This is a genomic window from Luteibacter sp. UNCMF366Tsu5.1 (assembly GCF_900119235.1).
Lineage (GTDB): Bacteria > Pseudomonadota > Gammaproteobacteria > Xanthomonadales > Rhodanobacteraceae > Luteibacter > Luteibacter flocculans.
Map to the genome: position 1 here is coordinate 2,015,988 of NZ_FPIS01000001.1, position 24,067 is coordinate 2,040,054.

Annotated in this window: 21 protein-coding genes and 1 riboswitch; of the genes, 7 read left to right on the top strand and 14 right to left on the bottom strand. The window is 63.7% G+C overall.

The genetic code is table 11. The annotated features are described in order from the left end of the window. Nucleotides 1-66: 66 nt before the first annotated feature. Nucleotides 67-151: riboswitch (S-adenosyl-L-homocysteine riboswitch) on the top strand. A 19-nt stretch (nt 152-170) separates the two neighbouring features. Continuing rightward, entirely contained in the window at nt 171-1,604 is a 1,434-nt protein-coding gene (gene ahcY / locus BT115_RS08995; protein ID WP_072322103.1) for an adenosylhomocysteinase, read from the top strand. Between the two features lie 59 nt (nt 1,605-1,663). On the opposite strand, the gene BT115_RS09000 is transcribed toward ahcY, so the two are convergent. Further along, nucleotides 1,664-2,020 (bottom strand): YXWGXW repeat-containing protein, encoded by a 357-nt coding sequence (locus tag BT115_RS09000; RefSeq protein ID WP_143144496.1) that lies wholly within the window; start codon nt 2,018-2,020, stop codon nt 1,664-1,666. A 191-nt stretch (nt 2,021-2,211) separates the two neighbouring features. Here BT115_RS09000 and metF point away from each other — a divergent pair, with 191 nt between their 5' ends. The 4 genes from metF to BT115_RS09020 all read left to right on the top strand — a co-directional run bounded on the left by metF (nt 2,212) and on the right by BT115_RS09020 (nt 5,954). Continuing rightward, nucleotides 2,212-3,033, top strand: coding sequence for a methylenetetrahydrofolate reductase [NAD(P)H] (gene metF, locus BT115_RS09005; protein WP_072322104.1), 822 nt, complete (start codon nt 2,212-2,214; stop codon nt 3,031-3,033). Between the two features lie 94 nt (nt 3,034-3,127). Continuing rightward, nucleotides 3,128-3,676, top strand: a complete 549-nt coding sequence (locus BT115_RS09010) for a DUF4124 domain-containing protein (RefSeq protein ID WP_072322105.1) — start codon at nt 3,128-3,130, stop codon at nt 3,674-3,676. 65 nt (nt 3,677-3,741) lie between these two features. Beyond that, nucleotides 3,742-4,659 carry a branched-chain amino acid transaminase gene (locus BT115_RS09015; protein WP_072322106.1) on the top strand — a complete coding sequence of 306 codons (918 nt, stop codon included), beginning with the start codon at nt 3,742-3,744 and terminating at the stop codon, nt 4,657-4,659. 269 nt (nt 4,660-4,928) lie between these two features. Further along, nucleotides 4,929-5,954, top strand: coding sequence for a glycosyltransferase family 4 protein (locus BT115_RS09020; RefSeq protein WP_072322333.1), 1,026 nt, complete (start codon nt 4,929-4,931; stop codon nt 5,952-5,954). 60 nt (nt 5,955-6,014) lie between these two features. Here the strand turns inward: BT115_RS09020 and BT115_RS09025 are convergent, their stop codons facing one another. The 9 genes from BT115_RS09025 to BT115_RS09065 form a co-directional block, all read right to left on the bottom strand. Then, the gene (locus BT115_RS09025) at nt 6,015-6,890 is read right to left on the bottom strand and encodes a hypothetical protein (protein WP_072322107.1); all 876 of its coding nucleotides are present in this window, start codon (nt 6,888-6,890) and stop codon (nt 6,015-6,017) included. A gap of 12 nt (nt 6,891-6,902) precedes the next feature. Next, a complete protein-coding gene (locus BT115_RS09030; protein ID WP_072322108.1) occupies nt 6,903-8,411 on the bottom strand; it encodes an esterase-like activity of phytase family protein in 1,509 nt (502 codons plus the stop codon). 2 nt (nt 8,412-8,413) lie between these two features. Then, a complete protein-coding gene (locus BT115_RS09035; protein WP_083527354.1) occupies nt 8,414-10,759 on the bottom strand; it encodes a TonB-dependent receptor in 2,346 nt (781 codons plus the stop codon). Between the two features lie 342 nt (nt 10,760-11,101). Continuing rightward, complete coding sequence (locus BT115_RS09040) at nt 11,102-12,385, bottom strand: sensor histidine kinase (protein WP_072322109.1); 1,284 nt, start codon at nt 12,383-12,385, stop codon at nt 11,102-11,104. Beyond that, a complete protein-coding gene (locus tag BT115_RS09045; protein ID WP_072322110.1) occupies nt 12,369-13,055 on the bottom strand; it encodes a response regulator transcription factor in 687 nt (228 codons plus the stop codon). The genes BT115_RS09040 and BT115_RS09045 overlap by 17 nt, the downstream gene beginning before the upstream one ends. A gap of 194 nt (nt 13,056-13,249) precedes the next feature. Further along, a complete protein-coding gene (gene rimK / locus BT115_RS09050) occupies nt 13,250-14,185 on the bottom strand; it encodes a 30S ribosomal protein S6--L-glutamate ligase (protein ID WP_072322111.1) in 936 nt (311 codons plus the stop codon). Continuing rightward, nucleotides 14,182-14,631, bottom strand: coding sequence for an ATP-dependent zinc protease family protein (locus BT115_RS09055; protein WP_072322335.1), 450 nt, complete (start codon nt 14,629-14,631; stop codon nt 14,182-14,184). Before BT115_RS09055 ends, rimK begins: the two co-directional genes overlap by 4 nt. Before the next feature lie 182 nt (nt 14,632-14,813). Beyond that, nucleotides 14,814-16,118, bottom strand: a complete 1,305-nt coding sequence (locus tag BT115_RS09060) for an MFS transporter (RefSeq protein WP_072322112.1) — start codon at nt 16,116-16,118, stop codon at nt 14,814-14,816. A 193-nt stretch (nt 16,119-16,311) separates the two neighbouring features. Next, nucleotides 16,312-17,262: an AraC family transcriptional regulator gene (locus BT115_RS09065; protein ID WP_072322113.1), complete on the bottom strand. Its 951-nt coding sequence runs from the start codon at nt 17,260-17,262 to the stop codon at nt 16,312-16,314. 111 nt (nt 17,263-17,373) lie between these two features. Between BT115_RS09065 and BT115_RS09070 the strand changes: the two genes are divergently transcribed. Beyond that, nucleotides 17,374-17,913: a carboxymuconolactone decarboxylase family protein gene (locus BT115_RS09070; protein ID WP_072322114.1), complete on the top strand. Its 540-nt coding sequence runs from the start codon at nt 17,374-17,376 to the stop codon at nt 17,911-17,913. A 56-nt stretch (nt 17,914-17,969) separates the two neighbouring features. On the opposite strand, the gene BT115_RS09075 is transcribed toward BT115_RS09070, so the two are convergent. The 3 genes from BT115_RS09075 to BT115_RS09085 all read right to left on the bottom strand — a co-directional run bounded on the left by BT115_RS09075 (nt 17,970) and on the right by BT115_RS09085 (nt 21,472). Then, nucleotides 17,970-19,706 (bottom strand): glycoside hydrolase family 13 protein, encoded by a 1,737-nt coding sequence (locus BT115_RS09075; protein ID WP_083527398.1) that lies wholly within the window; start codon nt 19,704-19,706, stop codon nt 17,970-17,972. A 115-nt stretch (nt 19,707-19,821) separates the two neighbouring features. Next, nucleotides 19,822-21,105 carry an acetamidase/formamidase family protein gene (locus tag BT115_RS09080; protein ID WP_072322336.1) on the bottom strand — a complete coding sequence of 428 codons (1,284 nt, stop codon included), beginning with the start codon at nt 21,103-21,105 and terminating at the stop codon, nt 19,822-19,824. A 121-nt stretch (nt 21,106-21,226) separates the two neighbouring features. Beyond that, on the bottom strand, nt 21,227-21,472 hold the full coding sequence (locus tag BT115_RS09085; RefSeq protein ID WP_072322116.1) for a hypothetical protein: 246 nt from the start codon (nt 21,470-21,472) through the stop codon (nt 21,227-21,229). A gap of 735 nt (nt 21,473-22,207) precedes the next feature. Here BT115_RS09085 and BT115_RS09095 point away from each other — a divergent pair. Next, complete coding sequence (locus tag BT115_RS09095; RefSeq protein WP_072322118.1) at nt 22,208-22,954, top strand: alpha/beta fold hydrolase; 747 nt, start codon at nt 22,208-22,210, stop codon at nt 22,952-22,954. Nucleotides 22,955-23,128: 174 nt separating this feature from the next. Here BT115_RS09095 and BT115_RS09100 read toward each other — a convergent pair whose 3' ends face one another. Continuing rightward, nucleotides 23,129-24,040 (bottom strand): oxidoreductase, encoded by a 912-nt coding sequence (locus tag BT115_RS09100; RefSeq protein ID WP_072322120.1) that lies wholly within the window; start codon nt 24,038-24,040, stop codon nt 23,129-23,131. Nucleotides 24,041-24,067 lie beyond the last annotated feature (27 nt).

A 24,067-nucleotide genomic window follows, 5' to 3' on the forward strand; every position in this document is an offset into this window, starting at 1 on the left:
GGGTACCCAAAAAAGTGTGTTCATCCCTGCATCCGGATTCCGCGATACAATACTCGGACCGTTTTGCCCGCCGAGGGGCGCTGCGACCGTGGGGCACACGTCCCATAGGCCAGGCTCGGCGCGGCGTCCCACCGAACGGCGCCCCCGTGCTTACTCCGGAGCTACGCCAGATGAACGCCGTCACCAAAGACACCGCTTTCCAGGATTACAAGGTCCGCGATATCTCGCAGGCCGACCTCGGCCGCCGCCGCATCCGCATGGCGGAAGAGGAAATGCCGGGTCTCATGCAGATCCGTGCCCGCTACGCCAAGGAGAAGCCGCTCCAGGGCGTGCGTCTCTCCGGCTCGCTGCACGTCACCAAGGAAACCGCCGTGCTCGCCGAGACGCTGCGCGAACTCGGCGCCTCGGTGCGCTGGGCTTCGTGCAACATCTTCTCCACCCAGGACGATGTCGCGGCCGCGCTGGCTGCCGGCGGCCTGCCGGTGTTCGCCTGGAAGGGCGAGTCGCTGGAGGAGTACTGGGACTGCACGCTCGACATGCTGACCCATCCGGGCGAACTGGGCCCGCAGCTGATCGTTGACGACGGCGGCGACGCCACCCTCTTCATCCACAAGGGCGTGGAACTCGAAGACGGCAGCGACTGGGTCAACACCCCCAGCGGCAACCACGAAGAGCAGGTCATCAAGGATCTGGTGAAGAAGACGGCCGCGGCGCGTCCGGGCTGGTTCAAGAAGATCGCCGCCGAATGGCGCGGTGTTTCCGAAGAAACCACCACCGGCGTGCATCGCCTCTACCAGCTCGCCGAAGCCGGCAAGCTGCTGGTGCCGGCCATCAACGTCAACGACTCGGTCACCAAGAGCAAGTTCGACAACCTCTACGGTTGCCGTGAGTCGCTGGCCGACGGCATCAAGCGCGCCACCGACCTCATGGTCGCCGGCAAGGTTGCCGTGGTCTGCGGTTACGGCGACGTGGGCAAGGGCTGCGCGCATTCGCTCAAGGGCTTCGGCGCGCGCGTGATCGTCACCGAGATCGATCCGATCAACGCCCTGCAGGCAGCGATGGAAGGCTTCCAGGTCACCACTGTGGAAGACACCCTCGGCATCGGCGACATCTATGTCACCACCACGGGCAACAAGGACATCATCACGCTGGAACACATGGCGAAGATGAAGAACAACGCCCTGGTCTGCAACATCGGCCACTTCGACAACGAGATCCAGATGGATCGCCTGAACACGGCGAAAGACGTCTCCCGCGAGACGATCAAGCCGCAGGTGGATCGCTACACGTTCAAGGCCTCCGGCCACAGCATCTACATGCTTGCCGAAGGTCGCCTGGTGAACCTGGGCTGCGCTCACGGTCATCCGAGCTTCGTAATGTCGAACAGCTTCTCCAACCAGACGCTGGCGCAGATCGACCTGTGGAAGAACAAGGACACCTACGAGAAGACGGTGTACCGCCTGCCCAAGAAGCTCGACGAGGAAGTCGCCCGCCTGCACCTCGAGCAGATCGGTGTGAAGCTCACCGTGCTCACGAAGGAACAGGCCGACTACATCGGCGTGCCGGTGGAAGGCCCGTACAAGGCCGACCATTACCGCTACTGATCCATCCGCTGTCGAAACGAAGAAGGCCGCCCATGGGCGGCCTTCTTTTTTGCTGGGTGTCAGTTGCGGGCCCAGTAGCCCTCGTGCAGCCACCATTGACCATCGCGATGTTCCCAATACGCATGCACGTAATGGTGGCCCTCGATGACCCGCTCCCAGTGTCCGGGCACGGCGACGTAGTGATCGCCTTCCCATTTCCAGTAGCCGTGCGCCCAGACCCAGCCTTCCCGCGGCGGGGGCTCCACCTCCACGACCCGCGGCGGGGGCTCGTGAGTGACACGTACGACATACATGCGCGGCGGCGGAGGCTCGACGACCACCACGCGCTCAGGCGGGCGACGCGGAGGCGGCGGCGGAGCGCACCCCGCCACGACGGTCAGCAGGCACAACGGCAACGCGTACGAAAGACGAATCATCGAGCATCTCCTGGGGAGGGCGCGCCCATCTGACCGTAGGCAACTTTCGCCGAGGTTTCCTGTGTGCCGCCGACCCTGAACGAGTGCTCGCCATGCTGTGCGCAGGTGGCGGCAGCACAGATCCCAAGCAGCCATCTTTCCATCTGGATAGAAAGATATCTATACTGCGAGCCAGTCCGACGAGATCGCCCATGGCCGCCATCAGCTTCGAGTTCTTCCCGCCCAAGACCGACGAACAGCGCGAGCAGCTCGACGCGGCCGTTCAGCGCCTCAAGGCACATGCACCGGAATATGTATCGGTGACCTTCGGCGCGGGCGGTTCGACGCTGAGCTATACCGACGAAACCGTGCGGCGGCTGCGGGCGGAACACGCGCTCTCCGTCGCACCGCACCTCTCGTGCATGGGCGGTACACGCGCCGAGATCGCCGCTCTTCTGGACGCATACAAAGCCTCCGGCTGCCGGCGCATCGTGGCATTGCGCGGCGACCTGCCCTCAGGCATGGCCACGCCAGGCGACTTCCGCTACGCCGCTGAGCTGGTGGCCTTCATCCGCGAACACAGCGGCAACCATTTCCATATCGAAGTGGCGGCGTATCCCGAGACTCACCCCCAGGCGGAAAATGCCTTGGTCGACCTGCGCCACTTCAAGGCCAAGGTCGATGCCGGCGCCAATGGGGCGATCACCCAGTACTTCTTCAACCCTGACGCCTATTTCCGCTTCATCGACGACGTGGCGAAGCTCGGCGTGAACGTGCCGATCGTGCCGGGCATCATGCCCATCGCGAATTTCAGCCAGTTGCGCCGCTTCTCCGAGCAATGCGGTGCCGAGATCCCGCGCTGGATCGTGAAGCGCATGCAGGCGCACGGCGACGACGCGGCAGCGGTGCGCGAACTCGGCGCCGACGTCGTCGCAGAGCTTTGCCGCCGCCTGCTTGCCGGGGGGGCGCCGGGCCTGCACTTCTATACGATCAATCGCGCCCGGGCGACGGTGTCGGTCCTCGAACGTCTCTGAGCGCACTGGCATCCGCAGTTAACGTGCGCGCCATCACTCTTCGTGGGCTCGCGGCCGGTGATGATGACGCACCGTTCGCCACCCTCTGCCGCCCGTGATCCGCGCCATCGCCCCGCTCCTCCTGCTTGCCCTCGTTGCCCCCCTCCCCGCCCACGCGCAATTCGCCATCCATCGCTGCATCGGTACTGACGGGCGGCCGGTCTTCAGCGACCAGCCCTGCGCCAGCGTCGGCGCGACCTCCGTGCTACCCGCGCCCGCCGGCAGCGCGCCGACGCGATCCGACGGCGCGCCATCGACCGGACTGCTGTGCGCGAAGGACCTCACCGAACTGCGCGAAGGCTTGGCGCAGGCCTTCGCGGCACGCAGCGCCAATCGGGTCGGTGGGCTCATCCTCTGGAACGGCTACGGAAGCAGCGGCGCCGTGGACAACCTGAGGGTGATGGAGGCTCTCGTCCGCCAGCCGCTGGTGTCGCTGGAAGGCAATGAAGGGACGGGCATCGACGCGGTCACCTCGGCGCCGGGGGCGGCGACGGCGGTACGCGGCGGACGCACTTCGGCGTCGTTCGGGATTCGGGCTGCCTCTGGCTGCGCCCGCCCGGCTAAGGCCTGTTTACCCCATGCCCGCCATCCGCCCGCGCACTGACGCATCGCGCCATGTGGGCGCCAGCACGACCCGGTATCATGGGCGGTCCCCTCCGGAGCGCTCACATGTCGCAGAACTACCCCGAATGGATCTGGCAGAACGGGCAGATCAAGCCCTGGCGCGAGGCCACCGTCCACGTGATGGCGCATGCGCTGCATTACGGCTCATCGGTATTCGAAGGTATCCGCAGCTATGAAACACCCGATGGCGCGGCGATCTTCCGTCTTACCGACCATCTGAAGCGCCTGTACCTCTCGGCCAAGATCTACGACATCGCCATTCCCTACTCGCTGGACGAACTGGCGGAAGCCTGCCGCGAGGTGGTGAAGAAGAACGACCTGAAGACGGCCTACCTGCGCCCGGTGGCCTTCCGCGGCCTGGGCGGCTTCGGCCTTTCCGCCGAATGCCCCACCGACGTCGCCGTGGCGACGTGGCCCATGGGGCCCTACCTCGGGCCCGAGGCGCTCGAGAACGGTATCGATGCATGCGTGTCGAGCTGGCAGCGCTTCGCTCCGAACACGATTCCGGCCGGCGCCAAGGCCGGCGGCAATTACCTCTCCGGCCAGCTCATCGCGCGCGAAGCGCGTCGCCTCGGCTTCGGTGAAGGCATTGCCCTTGCATCCACCGGCCTGCTCAGCGAAGGCGCGGGTGAGAACCTGTTCCTGGTCTTCGACGGCGCGCTGCACACCACACCGGCAAGTGCTTCGATCCTCACGGGCATCACCCGTCATACGCTGATGACGCTGGCTCGCGAGGAAGGCATCGACGTGGTGGAGCGCGACCTCCCGCGCGAATACCTGTACCTCGCCGATGAGATCCTGATGTGCGGCACGGCAGCGGAAGTCACGCCCATCCGTTCGGTGGACGGCAAGCAGATCGGCAGCGGCAAGGCCGGCCCGATCACGCGTCGTCTGCAGGAATTGTTCTTCGGCCTGTTCAACGGCAAGACGGCCGATCGCTGGGGCTGGCTGGAACCGCTGTAAGGCGAGCAACCCAGGCACCTGCGCGACGCAATGCGCGCAGGTGCTTCACAGCACGCGTCGATCACCGATCGAGAGATAGTGCCTCCCATGCCGCGCGCGCACCCTACAGCCTACGGCCTATTGCTGCACACGCTGCCATGGTGAATCCTCCGTAAGCACGGCTTGATGGATGCCGGCGTGGATCGACCCGTCGCATGTCGACGGAGCAAAGAGGGCGCCGCCTGGCATGCGCTAACGGAATGGAAACCCACGCGAGCCAGGAGGGCTTGATGCGAATCGCGCAAGTAGCGCCGCTCTACGAATCCGTTCCGCCCGTGCTGTACGGCGGGACGGAGCGAGTAGTTTCCTATCTGACCGAGGCACTCGTGGCGCGCGGCCACGACGTCACACTGTTTGCCAGCGGAGATTCCGTCACGGCGGCCAGACTCGAACCCATGTGGCCCAAGGCGCTACGTTTGCATTACGGCGACTTGAATGCCACGGTGCCGACGCTGAGGATGATCGAGGAGGTAAGACGACGCGCCGACACGTTCGACGTCATTCACTTCCACCTGGATTTCTTCCCGTTCTCGACGTTCAGCCGTCAATCCACGCCCTATGTCACGACGCTGCATGGACCGTTGTCGCTCCCGGAGCAGGACATACTCTCCGACACCTTCGGCAGCATGCCCATCGTCTCGATATCCCATGCCCAACGTGTGGGAAAAGATGCAGCAAACTGGGTCGGAAACGTCTATCACGGCCTCCCTGTTCATCTTCATACACCCAGGGAAATCGAACGCAGCTACTTGGCCTTTCTTGGAAGAATTACGCCTACGAAAGGCATCGACAAGGCAATCCGGATTGCCGAACAATGCAATGTCCCGCTCAAGATCGCCGCCAAGATCGACTCCCTCGACGAGTCGTATTTCGAACACCAGATCAGGCCACTACTGAACTCGCCACTCGTTGAATTCATCGGCGAGATCGACGAACAAGACAAGACCTCGTTTCTTTCAGGTGCGCGTGCCCTGCTCTTCCCGATCGATTGGCCGGAGCCATTCGGGCTCGTCATGATCGAGGCTATGGCGTGCGGTACCCCCGTCATCGCCTTCAGGCGAGGATCGGTGCCGGAGGTTATCGAAGAGGGCGTGACCGGTTTCGTCGTTGCCGATGAAGATGAGGCTGCCGCGGCCGTTCAGTACGTGGATCATCTTTCGCATCCACGCATAAGGAAAGCGTTTGAAAGACGATTTACGTCCGATCGCATGGCAGACGACTATCTGCGCATCTACCAGTCACTCATGGACCGATAGATGCCGAGGTTTGTACCATCGCCAGTGTCACTCCTGCCCGAAGGCAGGAGCGGCATGTTGTCAGTTGCAGAACCCGTTCGGATACGACGAAGAACGGTAGGCGTAGAGCCAGCTCGTCTTGCCGCCATCGTTCGCGATGTTCCAGCCGTTACCGAGGGAGCCGATGGCGGTGTTGAGCACCTGCGAGCGAGTGAGTACCGGCGTCGTGAAGTAGCTGTCCTCGTCGGCTTCAACGCGGAACGACAGTTCGGCCAGTGCAGGCGTGGCGGCGCCATTGACATACCACAGCGTGAGGGTGAACTCGGCTACCGATTGGCCGATGTCCGACTGCGGACCATCGTATTCCTGCTGGGTCACCGTGACACCGGCCACCGGCGCCAGTCCGGCGCTCGAGATATCGGAGAGCGCAGACGCTCCCGGGAACTGCTTGATCAGCGCGGCCACCGTTGTCGGTGTGGTGGTCGCATCCTGCTTGGTGGAATGCGCGAGCACGAGGTTGCCCGGCGTCACGTCCGTTTCGAATTTGGTTTGCTTGTTCTTGCCTGCGCCCGACACATCGGTCCAGTACGACAGCTCCTCGTCCGGATGGCGGAACTTGAACTGGATATCCGAATGATCGCCGGCACGCGTGCGCACGGTGTAACCGCGATTGATCAGCGAGCAACTGTGCGGCGTGTCGTAATACGCCAGCGTGTCGCGGTCGCCGGCACTGAAGTTGCCCGTGACGGTTTTGTCGAAGCCCAGCGCCGACAGACGCGAGGACAGGTCGTGCAGCAGCGTGGTCGCGGCGCTCGACGGGTTGCTGGCAAAGCGCGAAGCATCCAGCAGCGCCTTGTATTCCTTGCTGTCGACGTAGGCCGGCGAATTGGCGTGGCTGGCCGTGGCGCCGAGCAGGAGCGTGGCGGACAGCAGCGAGAGAGCGGTACGTTTCATCATGCGCATGACCCTTCAGCGGTGGTGGGAAGCGTTGGTGGAACGTGTGTCCGGCAGGCTCAGCCGATACACGAGGATGCGGTTGTCGTTATCGAAGTCCGAATCGCAGCGCTTGCCGTCCATGACGCAATGCGTCGCGATGAAGTCGTTGTCGTTGCCGACGAGGAGAAACCAGTCGCGCGGATGTGCCGGATCGAGCACAGGTACGAGGTCCATGGCCTCCCATTTTTCCGAGAGCAGCGTCTTGCCTTCCGCATGAGGGTCGAGGGTCAGACCGAAACGGGCGAGGTCGACCGGATCGAGCATGTTGACCAGCGGCTGCCATGGCGCCACGCGAATGCCGGACCGCAGCTCGCCGTCCGTCCCCAGGAGCGACGTTGTGCCGGTCTCATAAGCGGTGCCCGCGAGATTGGTCGCATCCGTGGTGTCGACCAGCAGCACGGTCTTGAACACGATCGGCTTGCCACCTTCGGCGCCCAGCCCGGCACCGTCGCGCGCGAGCATGAGAAAGCGGTGGTCGTCCAGCACGCGGATCTCGCTCTGGGCGGCCGTACGGTTCGGCGTGCCACCCGCGCCATCGGCGTCGTACGCGGGAAGGCGAACCACATAGTGCGCGATCGGCCGCTGTGGCACGGCGTTGCGGCTTACGTCGTATACGAGCACGCGAGTCAATGTGCGGCCGGCCGCGTTGCCGGGCTGCGTGTCCTGCACTAGCGCACTCTGGAGCGCGACGAACAGGCGCGCCCCGTCGGGCGACAAGGCCATGCCTTCCACGCCCTGATTATTGCGACGCCCGCTCGCTGGAGGGCGTAGGGAGGTGAAGTCCGGCTTGCCGCTCGCATCCAATGGACGTACCGCGCGCGGGGGCACGATCACGCCGGTCAAGCGGCCGCCCTTGTCGAACCGGTAGACGTTGGCGGCGTACTCGTCGCCAATATAGAAACCGCCATCGCGGGTGAATTGCAGCGATTCGGCATCCAGTGAAATCTTTCCGACGCCGATGCCTTTCGCAGGCGACGGAAACACGATGCCGCGTTCGACGCGGGTGCCGGTACCGGGCTCCGCGCCCGTGAACGGCTTGCCGTCGAAGTCGGCAAGCACGCGCCCGCTGTCTGGCGTCAGCACGATATTCGAACTCTCGCCAGGAGCCGACGGCACCGTCATCCGGAAGCGAAAGCGGTGCAACCGTCCCTTGTAGTCGAAGAAGACGCCATGCTCCGGATCGTTTCTACCACGATCCGGCAAGGTCCAGAGCACGCCGGTATAGGTGTCTCCTTCGCGCTTCCACGTACCGGGCTCGATCATCAGCGACGAGAAGGAGCCCAAGGTGTCGCCGAGAAAATCGATCGTGCCCGCGGGCAATGCGCCTGTCGCGACGAGGCCCTTGTCCACGTACTCGGCGCCGCCGATCTCGACCTTCCGTGGCAGAGGGGTCGTGACGATGTCAGGCACGAGCACCGTGCCCTGCCCCGCGACGGCGCTGCCGATCAGGAGGGCAGCGGCGAGACCGCTAAACCGACGCATGCTCAGAAGCGCACGTCGAGCGTGGCGAAGAACTGGCGCGGCGCCGACGCGTGGAACACATAAGCGGTGCCGGCCGGATCGCTTGGCACGAACGCGCTGGAATCCAGGTTGCTCGCGTAGCGCTTGTCGCCAACGTTGGTCACGTTGAGCGAAAGCCGCACGTCCTTCGCTATCGACACGGGGCCGAAGTCGTAGCCGCCCGACAGATCCCACACGGTGAAACCACCGAAGCCGCGATCATTCGTGTACGTGTAGTAACGCTTGCCCGTGTACTTGCCACGGAGCGAGGCGAACCACGGACCCTGCGACCAATCGATCTGTGAGGCGAAGAGCTTGGTCGGCGTGTCCGTCTGGATCCTGCCCTTCGTCGGCTGCACCACGCCGGCCTGCACGTAGTCGCTGGCATAGGTGGACCGGTTGTACGACGCGGAGTTGTACCAGCGCAGATGGTCCGTCGGTGTCCAGACGAAGGTCAGTTCCACGCCGTGGCTGTCGACGCCACCCACGTTGTAGAAGCGGTTGCCACACGTCGGACCCACAGGCTGGCGCGAGTCGCACGGGTTGTACTGCAGCAGACGATTGTCGAAGCGCACCGAGTACGCTGCGACCGAAGCGGCGATCGGACCGGTCTCGATGCGGTAGCCGGCCTCGAGGCTGCGCGACTTCTCGGGCTTCAGGTCGGCCTGCGTGTCCCAGATCGCCTGACTGACGGCCTGCGGACCCAGCTTGAATCCGCCCTGGAACATGGCGATGTTCTTCGCGAAGCTGGCGAACGCCTCCTGTCCGTCAACAATGCGGTAGCGCACGCCGAACTGCGGAAGGAAGGCCTTGCTCGCGCTGAGCTTGCCGCTGGCAAACTGGTTGTTCGAGGTCGGCTTGATCGGTTGCACGGCATCACCCGGCAGCGCGGTGGCCTGCGACGTCACATGCGGGCTCTTCACACCCACGTCGACGGTCAGCGCGTCATCAAGGAAACGGATCGTGTCCTGCAGGAACGCCTGACGCGTGTTCCACACGGTGCGCTGATCGAAGACTCCGAGGTCCGGCGTGGTATCGATCGGCCCACTGAGGTCACGTGGACCGGTGACATAGCTGCTGTATCGGGCTGCACTGGATACGTTGTGCTCGTACCACACACCGCCTTCGATGTGCTGATTGTCGATATCCCACGACGCCGACAGGATCGCGCCGGAACGATCGATCGTGTAAAGCGTGTTGCGGAAGATGATCGGCAGCTGCTGCGGCGTACCCGGATAGGAATACGTACCGCTGTTCCAGTTATGGCCTTCGCCCGCGTCTTCGTGGTGATAGACCTGCGTGTGGATCGTGACGGTGTCACTGGGAAAGAAGTCGCCAGCGAGGTAATACAGGTCGTCGCTGCGGAGAATCTGCCCGGCAGTGAACGCACCGTCCGCGTCCTTGTCGGCACCGCTCTTGTCGCACAGTTTCGCGTTGAGCGTGCCCGCGTTGCAGTAGGCCTTGCCGACCGCCCGCTGCCAATCCGGCGCGTAGCCGCCCCAATCCCAACCGAGACCACGCGCCATCTCGCTCTTCGAAAGATAGAAGTAGTCGGCCTGCGACGTGCGCGAGGTATCGGCGAAGCCGGTGATGCGGCCACCGTCGAAGTCCCATACGGCCTTGCCGTTGAACTGCTTCGTCGTGGAGCCGTTGTACGCGTCCTGATTGTTGAACAGGTCGGACGTGGTACGCGCACCGGACAGGTACATCGAGAAGCCGTGGTAGTCGCCGGTATCGAAGCGCGCAAACGTGCGGCGATTGTTGTCGCTACCGAAGCTCTGCACGACGCGGCCGCCCATGGTCTTGGCGGGATCGTTCGAGGTGTAGGCGATGGTGCCGCCCAGGTTGCTGGTGGACGGCGTGCCGAGATTGCCGATGCCTTCGGAAAGCTCGGCACCGGCAAAGTTTTCTGAGATCAGCGCGCGATTGATCGAGAGACCGTTGTAGTTGTTGTAGGCGCTGTCGCCGAGCGGCATGCCATCGAGCGTATAACCCAGACGCGTGCCGCTGAAGCCGCGCAGGCTCAGTGTCATCGACTGCTCGTTCGTGCCCAACGCGTCCACCGACTGCGCATTCACGCCCGGCAAGGTGTTCAGCGCCTTCTGCAGGCTGGTGCCCGGCGGCAACACCTTCTGATCGGCGGGACGCAGACGCTGCACCTGCCGCGTCTCGCCGCTGCCGATGACCGAGACGGCGTCGAGATCCTGTGCCTTGGCGCGATTGGCGGTGGCGTTATCGCCCTCGGGGGTGGTCGCCGTGTCGTCGGTCGCCCATGCCACGGGCGCAAAGGCCAAGCCGAGAGCGGCGGCCAGAAGAGTCTGCTTGAACAAGGGGCGGTCCTTCCCTGCATTGACACGCCGCAGCACTCCTCCCCTGAGGCAGCCCGGCACGCGTCGTGAAGCGACGCATGTTCGGACGTCTGAATGAAGATCTTATGACAGTGGAGATGACAGGGCGTGGGAGCCGCCATGGCGGCGAGGGAAGCTTGCCGTTGGAAGCCCGCGCGGTGGTGATGAGCTTGCCGGTGGTAGCAGCCTGCTGGCGATGAGCTTGCCGGTGGGAGCCAGCCTGCTGGCAATGAGCTTGCCGGTGGGAGCCAGCCTGCTGGCGATGGGAGCCTGCCTCGTCGCTACACCGCTTCGTTGGCTTTTTTCGCCACCAGGGTGGTGCGGTCAGCGGAAGTCGATGGTGGAAATGGCACCGGCCATTTCGGGGCGCGGACGCAGCGAGACGTCCCAGCCATACAGCTCGCACAGGCGGCGCACGATGGCGAGGCCGAGACCCGCACCACCGCCCGTGGCGCTCTCACCGCGGATGCCGCGCTGGAAGAGTTTCTCCGCGTCTTCCGGCTTGATGCCGGGGCCCGTGTCGATGACGTCGATGCGCCCTTCGAGCACACGCACCGTCACCATGCCTTCCATCGTGTACTTGATCGCGTTGCCGATCAGGTTGGTGAGGGCGACCGACACGACCGAGGCCGGTGCGTTTACAGTGACCGAGCCGTCGGCGATCAATTCGATCTCGATCGGCTTGCCGCCCATCTGCGGACGTTGGCTCTCGATGACGTCGGCAGCGACCTTCGCCACATCTGTGGTCTCGCCGCGCGTCGGCCCACGGCGCTCGGCGCGGGAGAGCAGCAGCAACGCTTCGATCAGTTCGGTGGCCTGGCGCGATGCGCGCTCGATGCGCTTGAGGCGCTCGCGCAGCTTGTCGGTGAGATCCGGCGATCCCTGCAGTAGCTCGGTCGTACTGGCAATCACCGCAAGCGGCGTACGCAGCTCGTGGCTGACGTCGGAATTGAATTCGCGATCGCGCTCGACGACCGATGTGAGGCGCATCGCGTATTCATCCAGCGCCACCGCCAGCTCGCCCACCTCGTCGTCCGCGAAATGGGGGGCCAGCGCTTCTGCCTTGCCCACGCGGCGGAAGTCGCGCAGGCGGCGCGCGAGGTCGGTCACCGGACGCAACACGCGCGACGACAGCCACACACCGAGTACCAGCGACATCAAACCGAACAGGAACACCGCCGCGATCACGCTGGTCAGCAACTGACGCTTGCCCAGTTCGTCGCGCGACACGTCGAACTGCAGGAAGTTGATGATGCCGCCCTTACGGCGAACGGCCACCTTGTAATGGTGGTTCTTCCCGTCCTTGCCGACCTCGTAGATATCGTGCACGCCCGTGTCGAGCGACTGCCACGCGAGCGGCGCCTTGTAGATCGTGCGATCGCTGAAAGTGGCGCCCTTCACGATCTCGATCGGCGGCGCCTCATTCGGATTGGCGAGCACCTTCTCGTTGATCGAATCGACCTCGTCCTGCATGGTCGAATTGATCAACTGCTCTTCCACGCGCGCACGAATGTTCAGCGCCGCGAACGCGAACAGCGCGCTCAGGCCGAACCCGAACAGCGTGAACGTGACGATCAGTCGGAAGCGGAGCTTACGTCTGGACCGCATCCGGATCGACCATGCGGTATCCAATACCGTGACGCGTGTGGATCAAAGGCTTTTCGAACGGCTTGTCGATGGCTGCGCGAAGACCGTGGATGTGCACGCGCAACGAGTCGGAGTCAGGCAGTTCCTCGCCCCACACGCGCTGCTCCAGGTCCTGGCGGGTGACCACCGAGGGGCTGGCTTCCATCAGCGCTTGCAGGAGCTTGAGGCCAATGGGGTTCAACTGGATCGACTTGCCTTCGCGGGTGACCGTGAGCGTGTCGAGGTTGTAGGTCAGGCCACCGACCTTCAGCACACGGCTCTGCGGACCCTTGCCGCGGCGCGCGAGCACTTCCAGGCGCGCGGCCAGTTCCTGCAGCGCGAAAGGCTTGGTCATGTAGTCGTCGGCACCGGACTCGAAGCCGGTGAGCTTGTGCTCCAGCGAGTCACGGGCGGTGAGCATGAGCACCGGGGTCTGCTTGTGCGCCTCGTGACGGAGCTTTTTCGCCACGTCCAGCCCGTCCATACCCGGAAGGGTCAGATCGAGCACGATGACGTCGAAATCGTGAACGACGGCCAGGTGTAGCCCGGTGACGCCGTCGCCGGCGAAATCCACCACGTGGCCCCGGTCTTCGAGGTAATCCCCGATGTTGGTCGCGATGTCTGTGTTGTCTTCGATGACCAGAACGCGCATGCGGCACTCCGTTGTGCGGTCGCTTTGAGTCTTACAAGTATTGCGACTGCAAGCTTAACGGGGAAAGCGTGAAGCGGACAGCAGCAAAAGAGAGGCCCGGGCGGGAGAACCCGCCCGGGCCGAAAGAACTACTGCCCCGATACCGTTACCCCGCCTCGCGGAATCACAGTGGGATCTTTATAGGGGAGCACCCTTTAAATCGCTGTTAACCCCTTGCGGGCCCTGGCGCGGCGCACTTTCGGCACCACCGGGCGCTCGGCCAGCCTCGCCTCGCAATGGGCAATGATGGCATCCGCCACATCTACGCCCGTGCTGCCCTCGATGCCTTCCAGCCCCGGGGACGCGTTGACCTCCAGCAGCAGCGGGCCGCGCGAGGAGCGCAGCAGATCCACGCCTGCCACTTCCAGACCCAGGGCGGAGGCGGCCTCGACCGCTACCCGGCGCTCGTCGTCGGACAGGGCGACCGAAGCAGCACTGCCGCCCCGGTGCAGATTGGCGCGGAACTCGCCCGGTGCGGACGACCGCTGCATGGAGGCCACCACCTGGTCGCCCACCACGAAGCAGCGCAGATCCTGGCCGTTGGCCTCGCGGATGAATTCCTGAACGAGGAAGTTGGCGTAGAGGCCACGGAACGCCTCGATGACGCTCTGGGACGCCGACCGCTTCTCGGCCAGGACCACGCCGGCACCCTGGGTACCCTCGTTCAGCTTGATGATGTGCGGCGGGTCGCCGAGCATGGCCATGAGGTCGGCAGTGTCGTCGGGGTTGTCGCCGATGGCGGTCAGCGGCATGTCCACGCCGCGCGCCGCCAGCAATTGCAGGCAGCGCAATTTATCGCGCGCGCGCAGCACCGCATCGGACGGGTTCGGCGTAAACACCCCCATCAGCTCGAGCTGGCGCAGCACCGCCGTACCGTAGAACGTGCTGGACGCGCCGATGCGGGGGATCACGCAATCCATGGGCCCCAGTGGCTTGCCCTTGAAGTGAATGGCGAAGGACTGCGGCGCGACGCTCATATAGCAGCGCAGGGGATCGATCACCCTCACGGTGTGCTTGCGCTTACGCGCGGCCTCCACCAGCCGCTGTGTGGAATACAGCCGCGCATTGCGCGACAGGATGGCGATCTTCATAACGATTCCCGGACGGCGCGGCGCGGCGTCTGCGAGTAGGAGAGCGAAGGATCGACCGCAAAGCGCCCAAGGAGCGCGGTGCGGCCGAGCAGAAGAGGAAACAGCATGTGCCGCCGATCGGTGAGGTTCACCTCGGCCATGAAGCGATGGCCGGCCAGTTCGATCTCGGTAAGGATGAACCAGCGCGTGGTGGTATGCCCGCCCGAGTCGGTCACCGAACGCCGCCCCGTGGCGCGCGCCTCGCACGGCTCCGACAACGCACCCTTGCGCGTGACGCGGACCTGGAAGCGCAACCACGTGCCGTCGGCGCGCTCATCCACCTCAAGCCACTCCACGTGCAGCGACGACGAACGCGCTCCCGTGTCGAGTTTGGCTTTGAGAGCAGGGACGCCGAGTGACGGCAGTGCGAGCCGTTCACGCCAGCCTAGGGTGATGACGTCAGTCATGGTCTGGAGCGACGGTTGGGGGACGACGATGGCGCGAGGGGAACGCGCCGTGTTCGCGGCGGCTGCCACGATGGGAAAAGGATGCCGAAGCGGCGGGGCCGACGCAACTGGATCATGCAAGCCAGTTGGGCCTGCGATCGTCACGCGCATGAAAAACGCGTGAAACGTTTAAGGTGGCCGACTTATGCGCCGAACCAACGGCGTGAGCGCAGCATGTAGATCGCGCTGGCCACGCCGACCAGGCTCACCAGAGCGACGTAATGCGCCGGCCCCAGCCCGCCGGCCGTCTTGGCGAGGTAGCCGACCACGACGGGCGTCGCCGCGCCGCAGATGGCATAGGCCACGTTATAGGACAGCGAGATACCGGAGAACCGAATCGCTGCCGGAAACGAGGCCACCAGCACCGAAGGCACGATGCCCGCGACGCCCGCAAACAGACCTGCGAGCGGATACAGCGCGAACAGGAGTGCGCCGCCCGACTTCAAGTCCACGTACAGCGCATACGTGCTGACGCCAAGTCCGATGGACGCGACCAGCATCGCTCGCGCCTTGCCCTGCCAATCGACGAGCAACCCACCGAGCAGGCAACCGACGCACAGCGCGAACGCCGCAAGGCTGCCGCTTGCAAAGGCGCGATCCGGTGCGACGTGGAACGCCGTCTGCATGAGCGTAGGGGTCATCAAAATCACGACGACGATGGCCGCGGTGAGTACCCAGGTCACGACCATCGACAAGGCAACGCCCGGCAGGTGATCGCGCAACACGACCCACGCAGGCAGCTCGGTCGTCAGCTGCTTGCGCTCACGCAGGCGTGTGAACACCGGGGTTTCGCTTAACCAGCGGCGCAGGTAGACGGCAAAGAAACCAAAGACACCGCCGAGCACGAAGGCAATACGCCAACCGTAGGCAAGCATGGCCGCCTCGGACAGGTACGCATTCATGGCGGCCGCCACCAGCGAGCCGATGAGGATACCGACGGTGAGCCCGCAACTCAGACTGGCGCAAGCCAGGCCGATGCGATGCCTCGGCACGTGCTCGGCGACGAATACCCAGGCACCGGGCACTTCGCCACCAATGGCGATGCCTTGAACGATGCGCAGCAAGGTCAGCAGCACCGGAGCGAATACGCCGATCGTGCCGTAAGTGGGAAGCGCACCGATAAGCAAGGTGGGTACCGCCATGAGGAAGACGCTCAGCGTGAACATGCGCTTGCGACCGACGCGATCGCCGAAGTGCGCCATGACCAGACCGCCGATGGGGCGCGCGAGATAACCCACCGCGAAGATGCCGAACGCTTGCAACTGCGCCAGCCAGTCCGACGTACCGGGCGGAAAGAACAGATGGCCGAGCGTCTTCGCAAAGTACGCGAAGATCACGAAGTCATAGAACTCCAGCGCACCGCCCAGTGCCGCCAGAAGCAACGTCTTGGCGTCGCCACGGGTCAGGGGCCGGCGTTCGGTGAGATCGGACTCGGGGATGACGCTCATAGAATGGGCTTAGCCGTAAGAGGACGGGCGATGTCGCCAAGACCGCTATTAATGAGCAGCGGCACGACATGGTCAAGCGACATGGGCGCGAGTCGACTGCCACGGTGAACGCGCGCACGGAATGCGCACGCGCGTGTCGAAAATGCAAGGCGTTGTGCGCGTCGATACGCGAGACTGTGCGGTCGTTCTGCGATCACGCCGCCGCGTCCTCGCGATATTGTCTGCGCCACGCGCCGGGCGTCACACCGGCCCATTGGGCGAAGACACGGCGGAACGCGGAAACGGACTGATAACCCACGGCTTCGGCCACCGCCTCGGTCGATTGCGCCGGGTTCTTCAACGCATTGGCCGCCATGCTCATGCGGATGTCCTGCAAGAAATCGCTGGCCGAACGTCCGAGACCGTCCTGAAAGTGACGCATGAAGGTCGCGCGCGACATGCTGCACAGAGCGGCGAGCTCCGAGATCGTCCATACCTGCGCCGGATCGGCGAGCATCGCCGTGATGGCCGGCGCCAGACGCGAATGTGCCGCCAAGGCGAGCAGCCCGGGTGGCGGCGCCTCGGCATCGCTCGCCACGCGAAGCACCAGAGCGAACAGCGCGGCGGACAACGCGTTCAACATGGCATAACCACCGAGGCGTTCGTTCACCGACTCCGAACGCATCAACTCGATCAGATTCGCCAGATGCAACGCGGCCGCCCCAGATTCGGCATCGCGTCCGGCATGAACGACCAGCGTCGACGGCAGATAGCTGCGCAGCCAGCGATCATGCGGCGCGGCGATGGTGAAGCGACCGCATAGCATGTCGACCCGCTCGCCCTGCCCCTCGTTCTCACTCACCAGCACGTTGAGCGTTTCGCGCTCGTGCGTCGGCGCGGGAGGTAGACCGCTGCCATCCACGAAAACATGCGCCGAACCATGCGGGAAAAGCACGATGTCGCCGGCCTGCAGGGCGGTCACGCTGCCATCCGGCGCATTCAGGTGGGCGGTGCCCCGAGCGAGTACGTGATACGGCATCTCGCCCGGCAATGACGCCTCCTGGGCGATCCGCCATGGCGCGCCATACGCGCAGCGAATCTCCAGACGGCCAGCCACCGTCACGATCCCCAGAAAACGGCTGAGCCAATCGATATCGGTGGGCATGAAGGGACGCTCGTGAGCTTTTTGAGCACTTTATTGATTTCTTTCGATCTCGTCGAGATCAATTCTGACGAGCAAACTGGTCCCAACTTCAAACCCACCCGGAGACACCCCATGAGCCGCATCGCCACTCCCGCCGTCGATACCGCCACCGGCTCCACTGCCGAGGTCTATGCCAAGGTCCGCAAGGGAACCGGTGGCAAGCTGCCCAACGTATACGCCACCCTCGGCCAGCTCGCGCCCGCCGTGCTCGACACCTATCTGAACGCGGACGCCGTACTTGCCGGTGCCGGCCTCGCGCGGAAGGACCTGGAAACGATCAAGCTGGTGGCGAGCGCGCAGAGCGGCTGTGACTACTGTGTGGCTGCACACAACATGCTGGGCAAGCTGGCCGGGCTTAGCGCGGAAGACGTCCGCGCCCTGCGCCATCTCGAGCCGACGGGCGATGCGAAGCGCGATGCGTTGACCCGGTTTGTGCTGACGCTGATGCAGACGCGTGGCACGCTTCCGACGGAAGCGGTGACCGCCATCCGTGAGGCCGGCTACAGCGATGCACAGCTCGTCGCGATGGCCTTCGCGATCTCGCAGATCACCTTCACCAATACGTTCAACCGCATCAACGATACGGACGTGGATTTCCCGGCGGCCGAGTGATCGGTGGGTGCGGTGCGCTCGTCGACGAGCGCACCGCACCGGCTGGAACAGCGCGACTACCGCTTGAAGGCGACAATCCACGCGGAGTACGGCGGCAGCGTCGTGCCGTCGAGCGAGTGCGCCGCCTTCAGCGCATCGTCGCTGGCAGCCAGCGTACGGACAGCGCTAGCCTTGATCCCCGAGGCCAACGGACGCGGCTCGCCGCTGAAATTCATGGCAACAAGCACCGGCTCCGCGCCTTCACGTACATAGGTCAACACGTGGGGGTTCTGGGTATCGACGAAGGTCATCGCGCCGTCGTGCAGCGACGGGTTACTGCGACGCAGGTCGATCAAGGTGCGATACCACTGAAGAAGCGATCCGCTGTCGGCCATCTCGCTCGCGACATTGACGGTGCGATAGTTCGACGCCACCGGCAACCACGTCGCTGGATTCGTCGAAAAACCGGCCTGAGGTCCTGTCGTCCACTGCATCGGCGTGCGCTCGCCGTCTCGCCCTTTATCCTTCGGCCATCCAGTGATGCCCACTGGGTCGCGCACGTCTTCCTTGCGCGTAGGCGTGCTGGTGGTCATGCCGATGGGGGCACCGTAATAGGTAAGCGCCACGCCGCGATTCGTCAGCAGCATGGCGGCGATCACCTTCGCGCGCGCAAGGTCATGCTTGCCGTCGCCGAATCGATCGATCGAGCGCGGGTTGTCGTGGTTGTCGAAGACCAGCAGAGGAGGCTCGCCGAGAAGATCCGTCTGCGCATCGCGCAGGTGCTTGCGGAACCAGTTGGCGTCGAACGCGGCCTGCCAACCGAAGCCGGGGATCAAATCCATCGGCAGGTGCAGCTCGTCCTTCTGCGCACCGCCGTACCATGGCACGAGGTCGGCGGTTTTCGGCGTATACGTTTCGCCGATCAGCACGCGATCGCCCGGATAACCGTCCACCATCTTGCGCAGGCGACGCATCACGTCGTGCACGTCCGGAAGATTGTCGCTGTACTGGGTGTGCAGGTTCGGATCGCCATAGGCATTGGTACCGCCGCGCTCGGGGTCGTTACGCAACTGCGGGTCCTCGAACAGCGTGGAGATCGCATCGAGCCGGAAGCCGGCCACACCGCGGTCGAGCCAGAAGCGCATGGCGTCGAACATGGCCTTTTCCACCGCCGGGTTGCGCCAGTTGAGATCGGGCTGCTGGCGATAGAAACGGTGGTAGTAGAACTGCTTGCGAGCCGGCACCCATTCCCACGCGGAACCACCGAACACGGATTCCCAGTTGTTGGGCGGCACCTTGCCGTCATGCACGAAGCGCTTCTGGAACGGCGTGACGCTCGCCGCGTTCGCATCGACGCCGTCGTTCCACACGTACCAATCAGCCTTCGGGTTGTCGCGCGACGACGCCGACTCCACGAACCAGGCGTGTTTGTCCGAAGTGTGGTTGAGCACCATGTCGAGGAGGACACGAATGTGCTTCTGCTTCGCATCGGCCATCAGCCGATCGAAGTCCGCCAGCGTGCCGTAGGTCGGATCGACGACGCGATAATCCGCGACGTCATAGCCGAAGTCGACCTGCGGGGATGGGTACATCGGCGTGATCCAGATGGCATCGGCACCCAGTTTCTGCACATCGTCGAGGTGCTGCCGGATGCCTTGTAGGTCACCCACACCATCGCCATTGCTGTCGCCATAGCTGCGCGGATACACCTCAAGAATGAGGGCGTGCTTCCACCACGGGGCGGCAGGTGCAGGAGCGGCCAGGCTGCTGCCGGCGGCAAGGGACAAGGCCATGCCGGCCAGGAGACGACGCATGCGAAATGACATTGGGTGGGGAATCCAACGGGGACGAATTCCGATGAAAGCGCGGCACGCGATCAACGTCAACCGAAACGATGCGTTTATGCGAACCCGCACGTCGTAGGCGTCCTCATTCCCGACGGGGCGCCGGAAGCAATGACTTGTCCAGCTTCGCCGCCACGCCGACACTTCGCCCGGCCAGATTAGCCACCGTGAAATGGACGGCCGAACCCATCACCTGCGCCGCCTGCGAGAGGGTCATGCCGTAGTCCTGCTGTAACCACTGGATCATGCCCGTGCTGGCAAATTTCAACGCCTCGTCGAGCGAACCCGCCTGCCCCAGCACCATGATCTGCGACGGCGATTCGACGCGAGGCATGGACACGCTGCGCCCGTGAATGACGTCGACGGTGACCGTCACGTCCATCGACGTTTCCAGTGCGTACTGCGATGTCTCCCCCTCGCCCTGTAACGCATGCGCGTCGCCCATGTAGAGGAGCGCACCCGGCTGCTGCACGGGAAGATAGACGGTATTGCCTTCGATCACTTCGTTGAAGTCCATGTTGCCGCCGAAGCGCGCCGTGTCGCCCGTGGAGATCGGCGGCATGCCGAAGCCGGGCGCCACGGCGAGGCCACCGAGCATCGGTTTCACTGGGACGGCAAAGTCAGCGAGCGCGCCCGTGGCGCCTTGAGGACGGGCGAGGCCCTTCTCGCGATCGAGCGTCCAGCGCACCGGCCTACCAAGCGCCGCGGCGCCATTGGCAAGCGACATGCCGAGTGCTCGCCCCACTACCGTATCGAGGCTGTCCGCGTAATCACGGTTCAAATGCAATCGACGGATATGCACGACCAACGTGTCACCCGGCTCCGCACCGGCGATGAAGAACGGTCCCGTTTGCGGATTGCCGAACAGCGCTTGCGTCTTGCCGTTCTCGTCGACGCCGCCCGAGTCGATCGTCGTGGTATGGATGGTGTCGCCCGGCCATACGACGAGCACGGGATGACGGTCGGCGTCCCAGGTATTGGAGTAATCCGTGGGGTGATAGTCGATGGTTCGTGGCGGTCCCTGTCGCTCGGGTACGCGCCAGCCTGTAACTGCATGCGTCGCGCGACGCGTGGCGTCGTTGGGGTCCGGCAGGTCCGCCGTGCCCGTGACGGACGCGCCCATCCGTTGAAGCCGATAGCGCGACACCTGGCCTTGCTTGTCCGTGCTGGCGATCGATAACCAGTCCTTCTCCACCTTCCCCTCGATGGCATCCCCGTCCAGCGTGCCGCTCAATCGGCTCGCGTCCTCATGCACGCGCAGCGTCGAAAAGGCCGGCGATCGCCACAGGTCGGTACGGAGAATCCAGACCTCATCGGCCTGCGATACGGCGGAAGCGAATACCGATAGCAAGGCGAATAAAGCTGTCATTGCGCTGCGCACGGTCATCCCCATTGATTGCCTACATGTGTAGTCAGGCTACAGGCGGCAGAGTGTCGTGCCAACGTGACCTATGGGCTATGACCCAACGTATTGGCGTGCATGTGAGCGCCTAGCCGAAGTAGAGAAGAACGATGGCGAGAGTCGCAAACTCTGCCAGGAAGAACGTCATCAATCGCACCACCAGAATGTGGCCGTCCTTCTGGCAGAGCCTATAGGCGAGAGCGATGTTCGCGATCGGCCAGGCAATGAAAAATGCATAGCTGGCGGGCGTTCCCTCCTCGAACAACAGCGCGCCAAGCACGTGACCGAGAACGATCATCGGTAGCCACATGGCAACCAGCAGAAAAGTCTTCACCCGCGCCTCCAAGCACGTGCGGACCGTCTCAACGTCTCGACCGCGTTATTCCCTTCGCTTCGGTTCCGATCGTCGTAACGCGAGCTACCTGCTACCGAGGTGTGCATTGATAACGCGCTACGCCCGATCGCATCGAACCCGCAACGGGAAATCCGGTCTTGGGGTCAGCCTGGGGCGCCCCGAAGGTCGACTCCAGCAACAACGCCGGTCCATCGCATGCCTCCCGCGCCTTCTGGTCACAGAAAGCCATCTCGTCAGAACCTCCCCCGCTCATCATGCTGCAACCGATGCGAACGACGCCTGTCGCGTCCGGCTTGGCCGGTGTGACGTCGAAGAAGCTGCATGCAGAGATAGCGAGGGCGATCACCATGATCGAAACGACCTGTAGCGTGCTGCGACCGCTCATCCGCCCCCCCAATCGTTCATTGACCCTCACGCGTGCGCCTACTGCCAGCCACCGATATCGAACGATTCACACATGCGGTCAGTGCGAGGAGCAGCAAACCCACCCGTCAGCGGTAACGAATCACCAAGCCACATCCTGACGACCGATTTATCTCATAGTGATCAAGTTGTGGCCAGATCAGCGTTCCAAATTCACTTTCCCGAACGCACCGGCACGCAACGGGCGATCATGAAGTACATGCGGGACCACATTGCATTGTGCCGCTCCCGTGCACCGTTACCCGTTGCAGAGAATCACCGTTTGGCCGATAAAGACCAGGGAGGGAGCGCATGCATACACCGGTTGTTTATATCCATGGATTCATTGGACACCTGCGCTTTCCGGAGCTGTCGACGGGGTTGCCTGCTGGGTACGTCCACGCCCCCGATCTTCTAGGCTATGGGCCGTACGCCGATGCTGCCCCATCGCGCATGAGTATCGCGCATCAGGTCGACCATCTGGCTCAATGGATCGACCGAGAACTGGGTGGAAAGCCTCCGGTGCTGGTCGCTCATTCCGCTGGTGCCGCCGTTGCCATCACTTATGCGCGCAAGTACCCGCATCGCATCACTGCGCTGGTCAGCGCCGAGGGCAATCTCGCGCCGAGCGATGCGTTTCTCTCCTCTCGCCTCGCGCCCATGACGGTGCAAGGTGTGGCGGATTGGCTCGAAGGTGCCAGACGCGACCCCGGCGGCCTGCTCACCTCAGACGGGTACCGTTTGAGCGGTAAGGCCCTCGAACGCCTGAGCGAATTGCTCAATCATCAAAACGCCCAGACGATCCACGCCGCAGCCCGTGCGGTACTGATGGAAACGCTACGCCCTGGATATTCGGCCGACGTGATGATGGTGATGGCCCACGTCCCCACCTTCCTCATCTACGGCGAGCGCACCCCTCAGGGAATGGGTGTGCCGCCACGGTTACGCGACATGGCAGAGGGCGAATTCATCATTGAAGGTACCGGCCACGCGATGGTCATCGAGCGGCCGGAAGCGGTAGCCGATGCGGTGGCTCAGGTGCTGTTGCGCGTTCAGTAACTTTGTGCCCCACCCGTAAGTTGACGCCGCTCGAACCACCAGACCTCAAATGAGCTTGCGCGCAACATGACATGAAGGTGAGCAGCGGGCGATCGTCAGAGAGCGATCGCATCGAAGGCTAGCCTGTATTGCCGAGGCAATCTCTTCACTTCGTCGTCGTGACTGATATTCCCGCTACGAATGTGCGGGCAGTTCGAGATCGATTCCGGTCAGTTGAACCGATACGTCCCACAGTCGCCTTGCGAACTCCGGGTTTCGCGCGTCCTCCGACGGCTTGCATTCGCCAGACGGTCCGCGCAATTCCGAAGCTTTCGTCGGCCCGTAGTAGCCGCCGGCCTTTACTTGGCCAGTCGCCGCCTGCAGTGCTCCCCACGCGCCCTGGGCTGGCGTATTGAAGAGCAGACCGATCATCGACATGGCGATATTGCCCCACCAGCTATTACGCGCAAGGTCGGTTCCGGCAAGGCCTGGATGGCAGCCCACCGCCATCACAGGTAAACCCGCCGCCCGCAGTCGCCGATCCAACTCGAAGACAAAAAGCAGATTCGCAAGCTTGCTGGCTGCATAGCGCGGCATCCACTGGTAGCTCTTTGCCGCATCAAGATCGTCCCAATCGATCTTCGCGCCCTTATGCAGACCGCTGCTCGTGACAACGACGCGCGAACCCGGGCTCCTCGCCAGCTTGGGCACCATGAGCGCGGTGAATGCGAAGGTTCCAAGGTGATTGACGCCGAATGTCTGTTCGAAGCCTTGCGCCGTGTGTCTTAGCTGAGGCCCTTGCACACCCGCATTGTTGATGAGCGCATCGATGCGAGGTTCCTTTTCCGCCAATAGTGCCGCGTTACGTACGCTCGTCATGTCGGCGAGATCAAGTGGCAAGAAGACCAGGAACGCGTCCGGATGGTTACGACGAATCCGGCTCATGGCAGCTCGCGCCTTCGCCTCGTCGCGGCATGCAAGAAGCACCTTTGCTCGCCGCGCTGCCAACGCGCTCGCTATTTCGAAACCTATGCCGGTGTTTGCGCCAGTGACAATGAACGTCTTTCCCGCTTGATTGGGGACTTCGGCATCGGTAAATCCGCTCATGGTGCGTGCCCCGCGACAGCATTATTG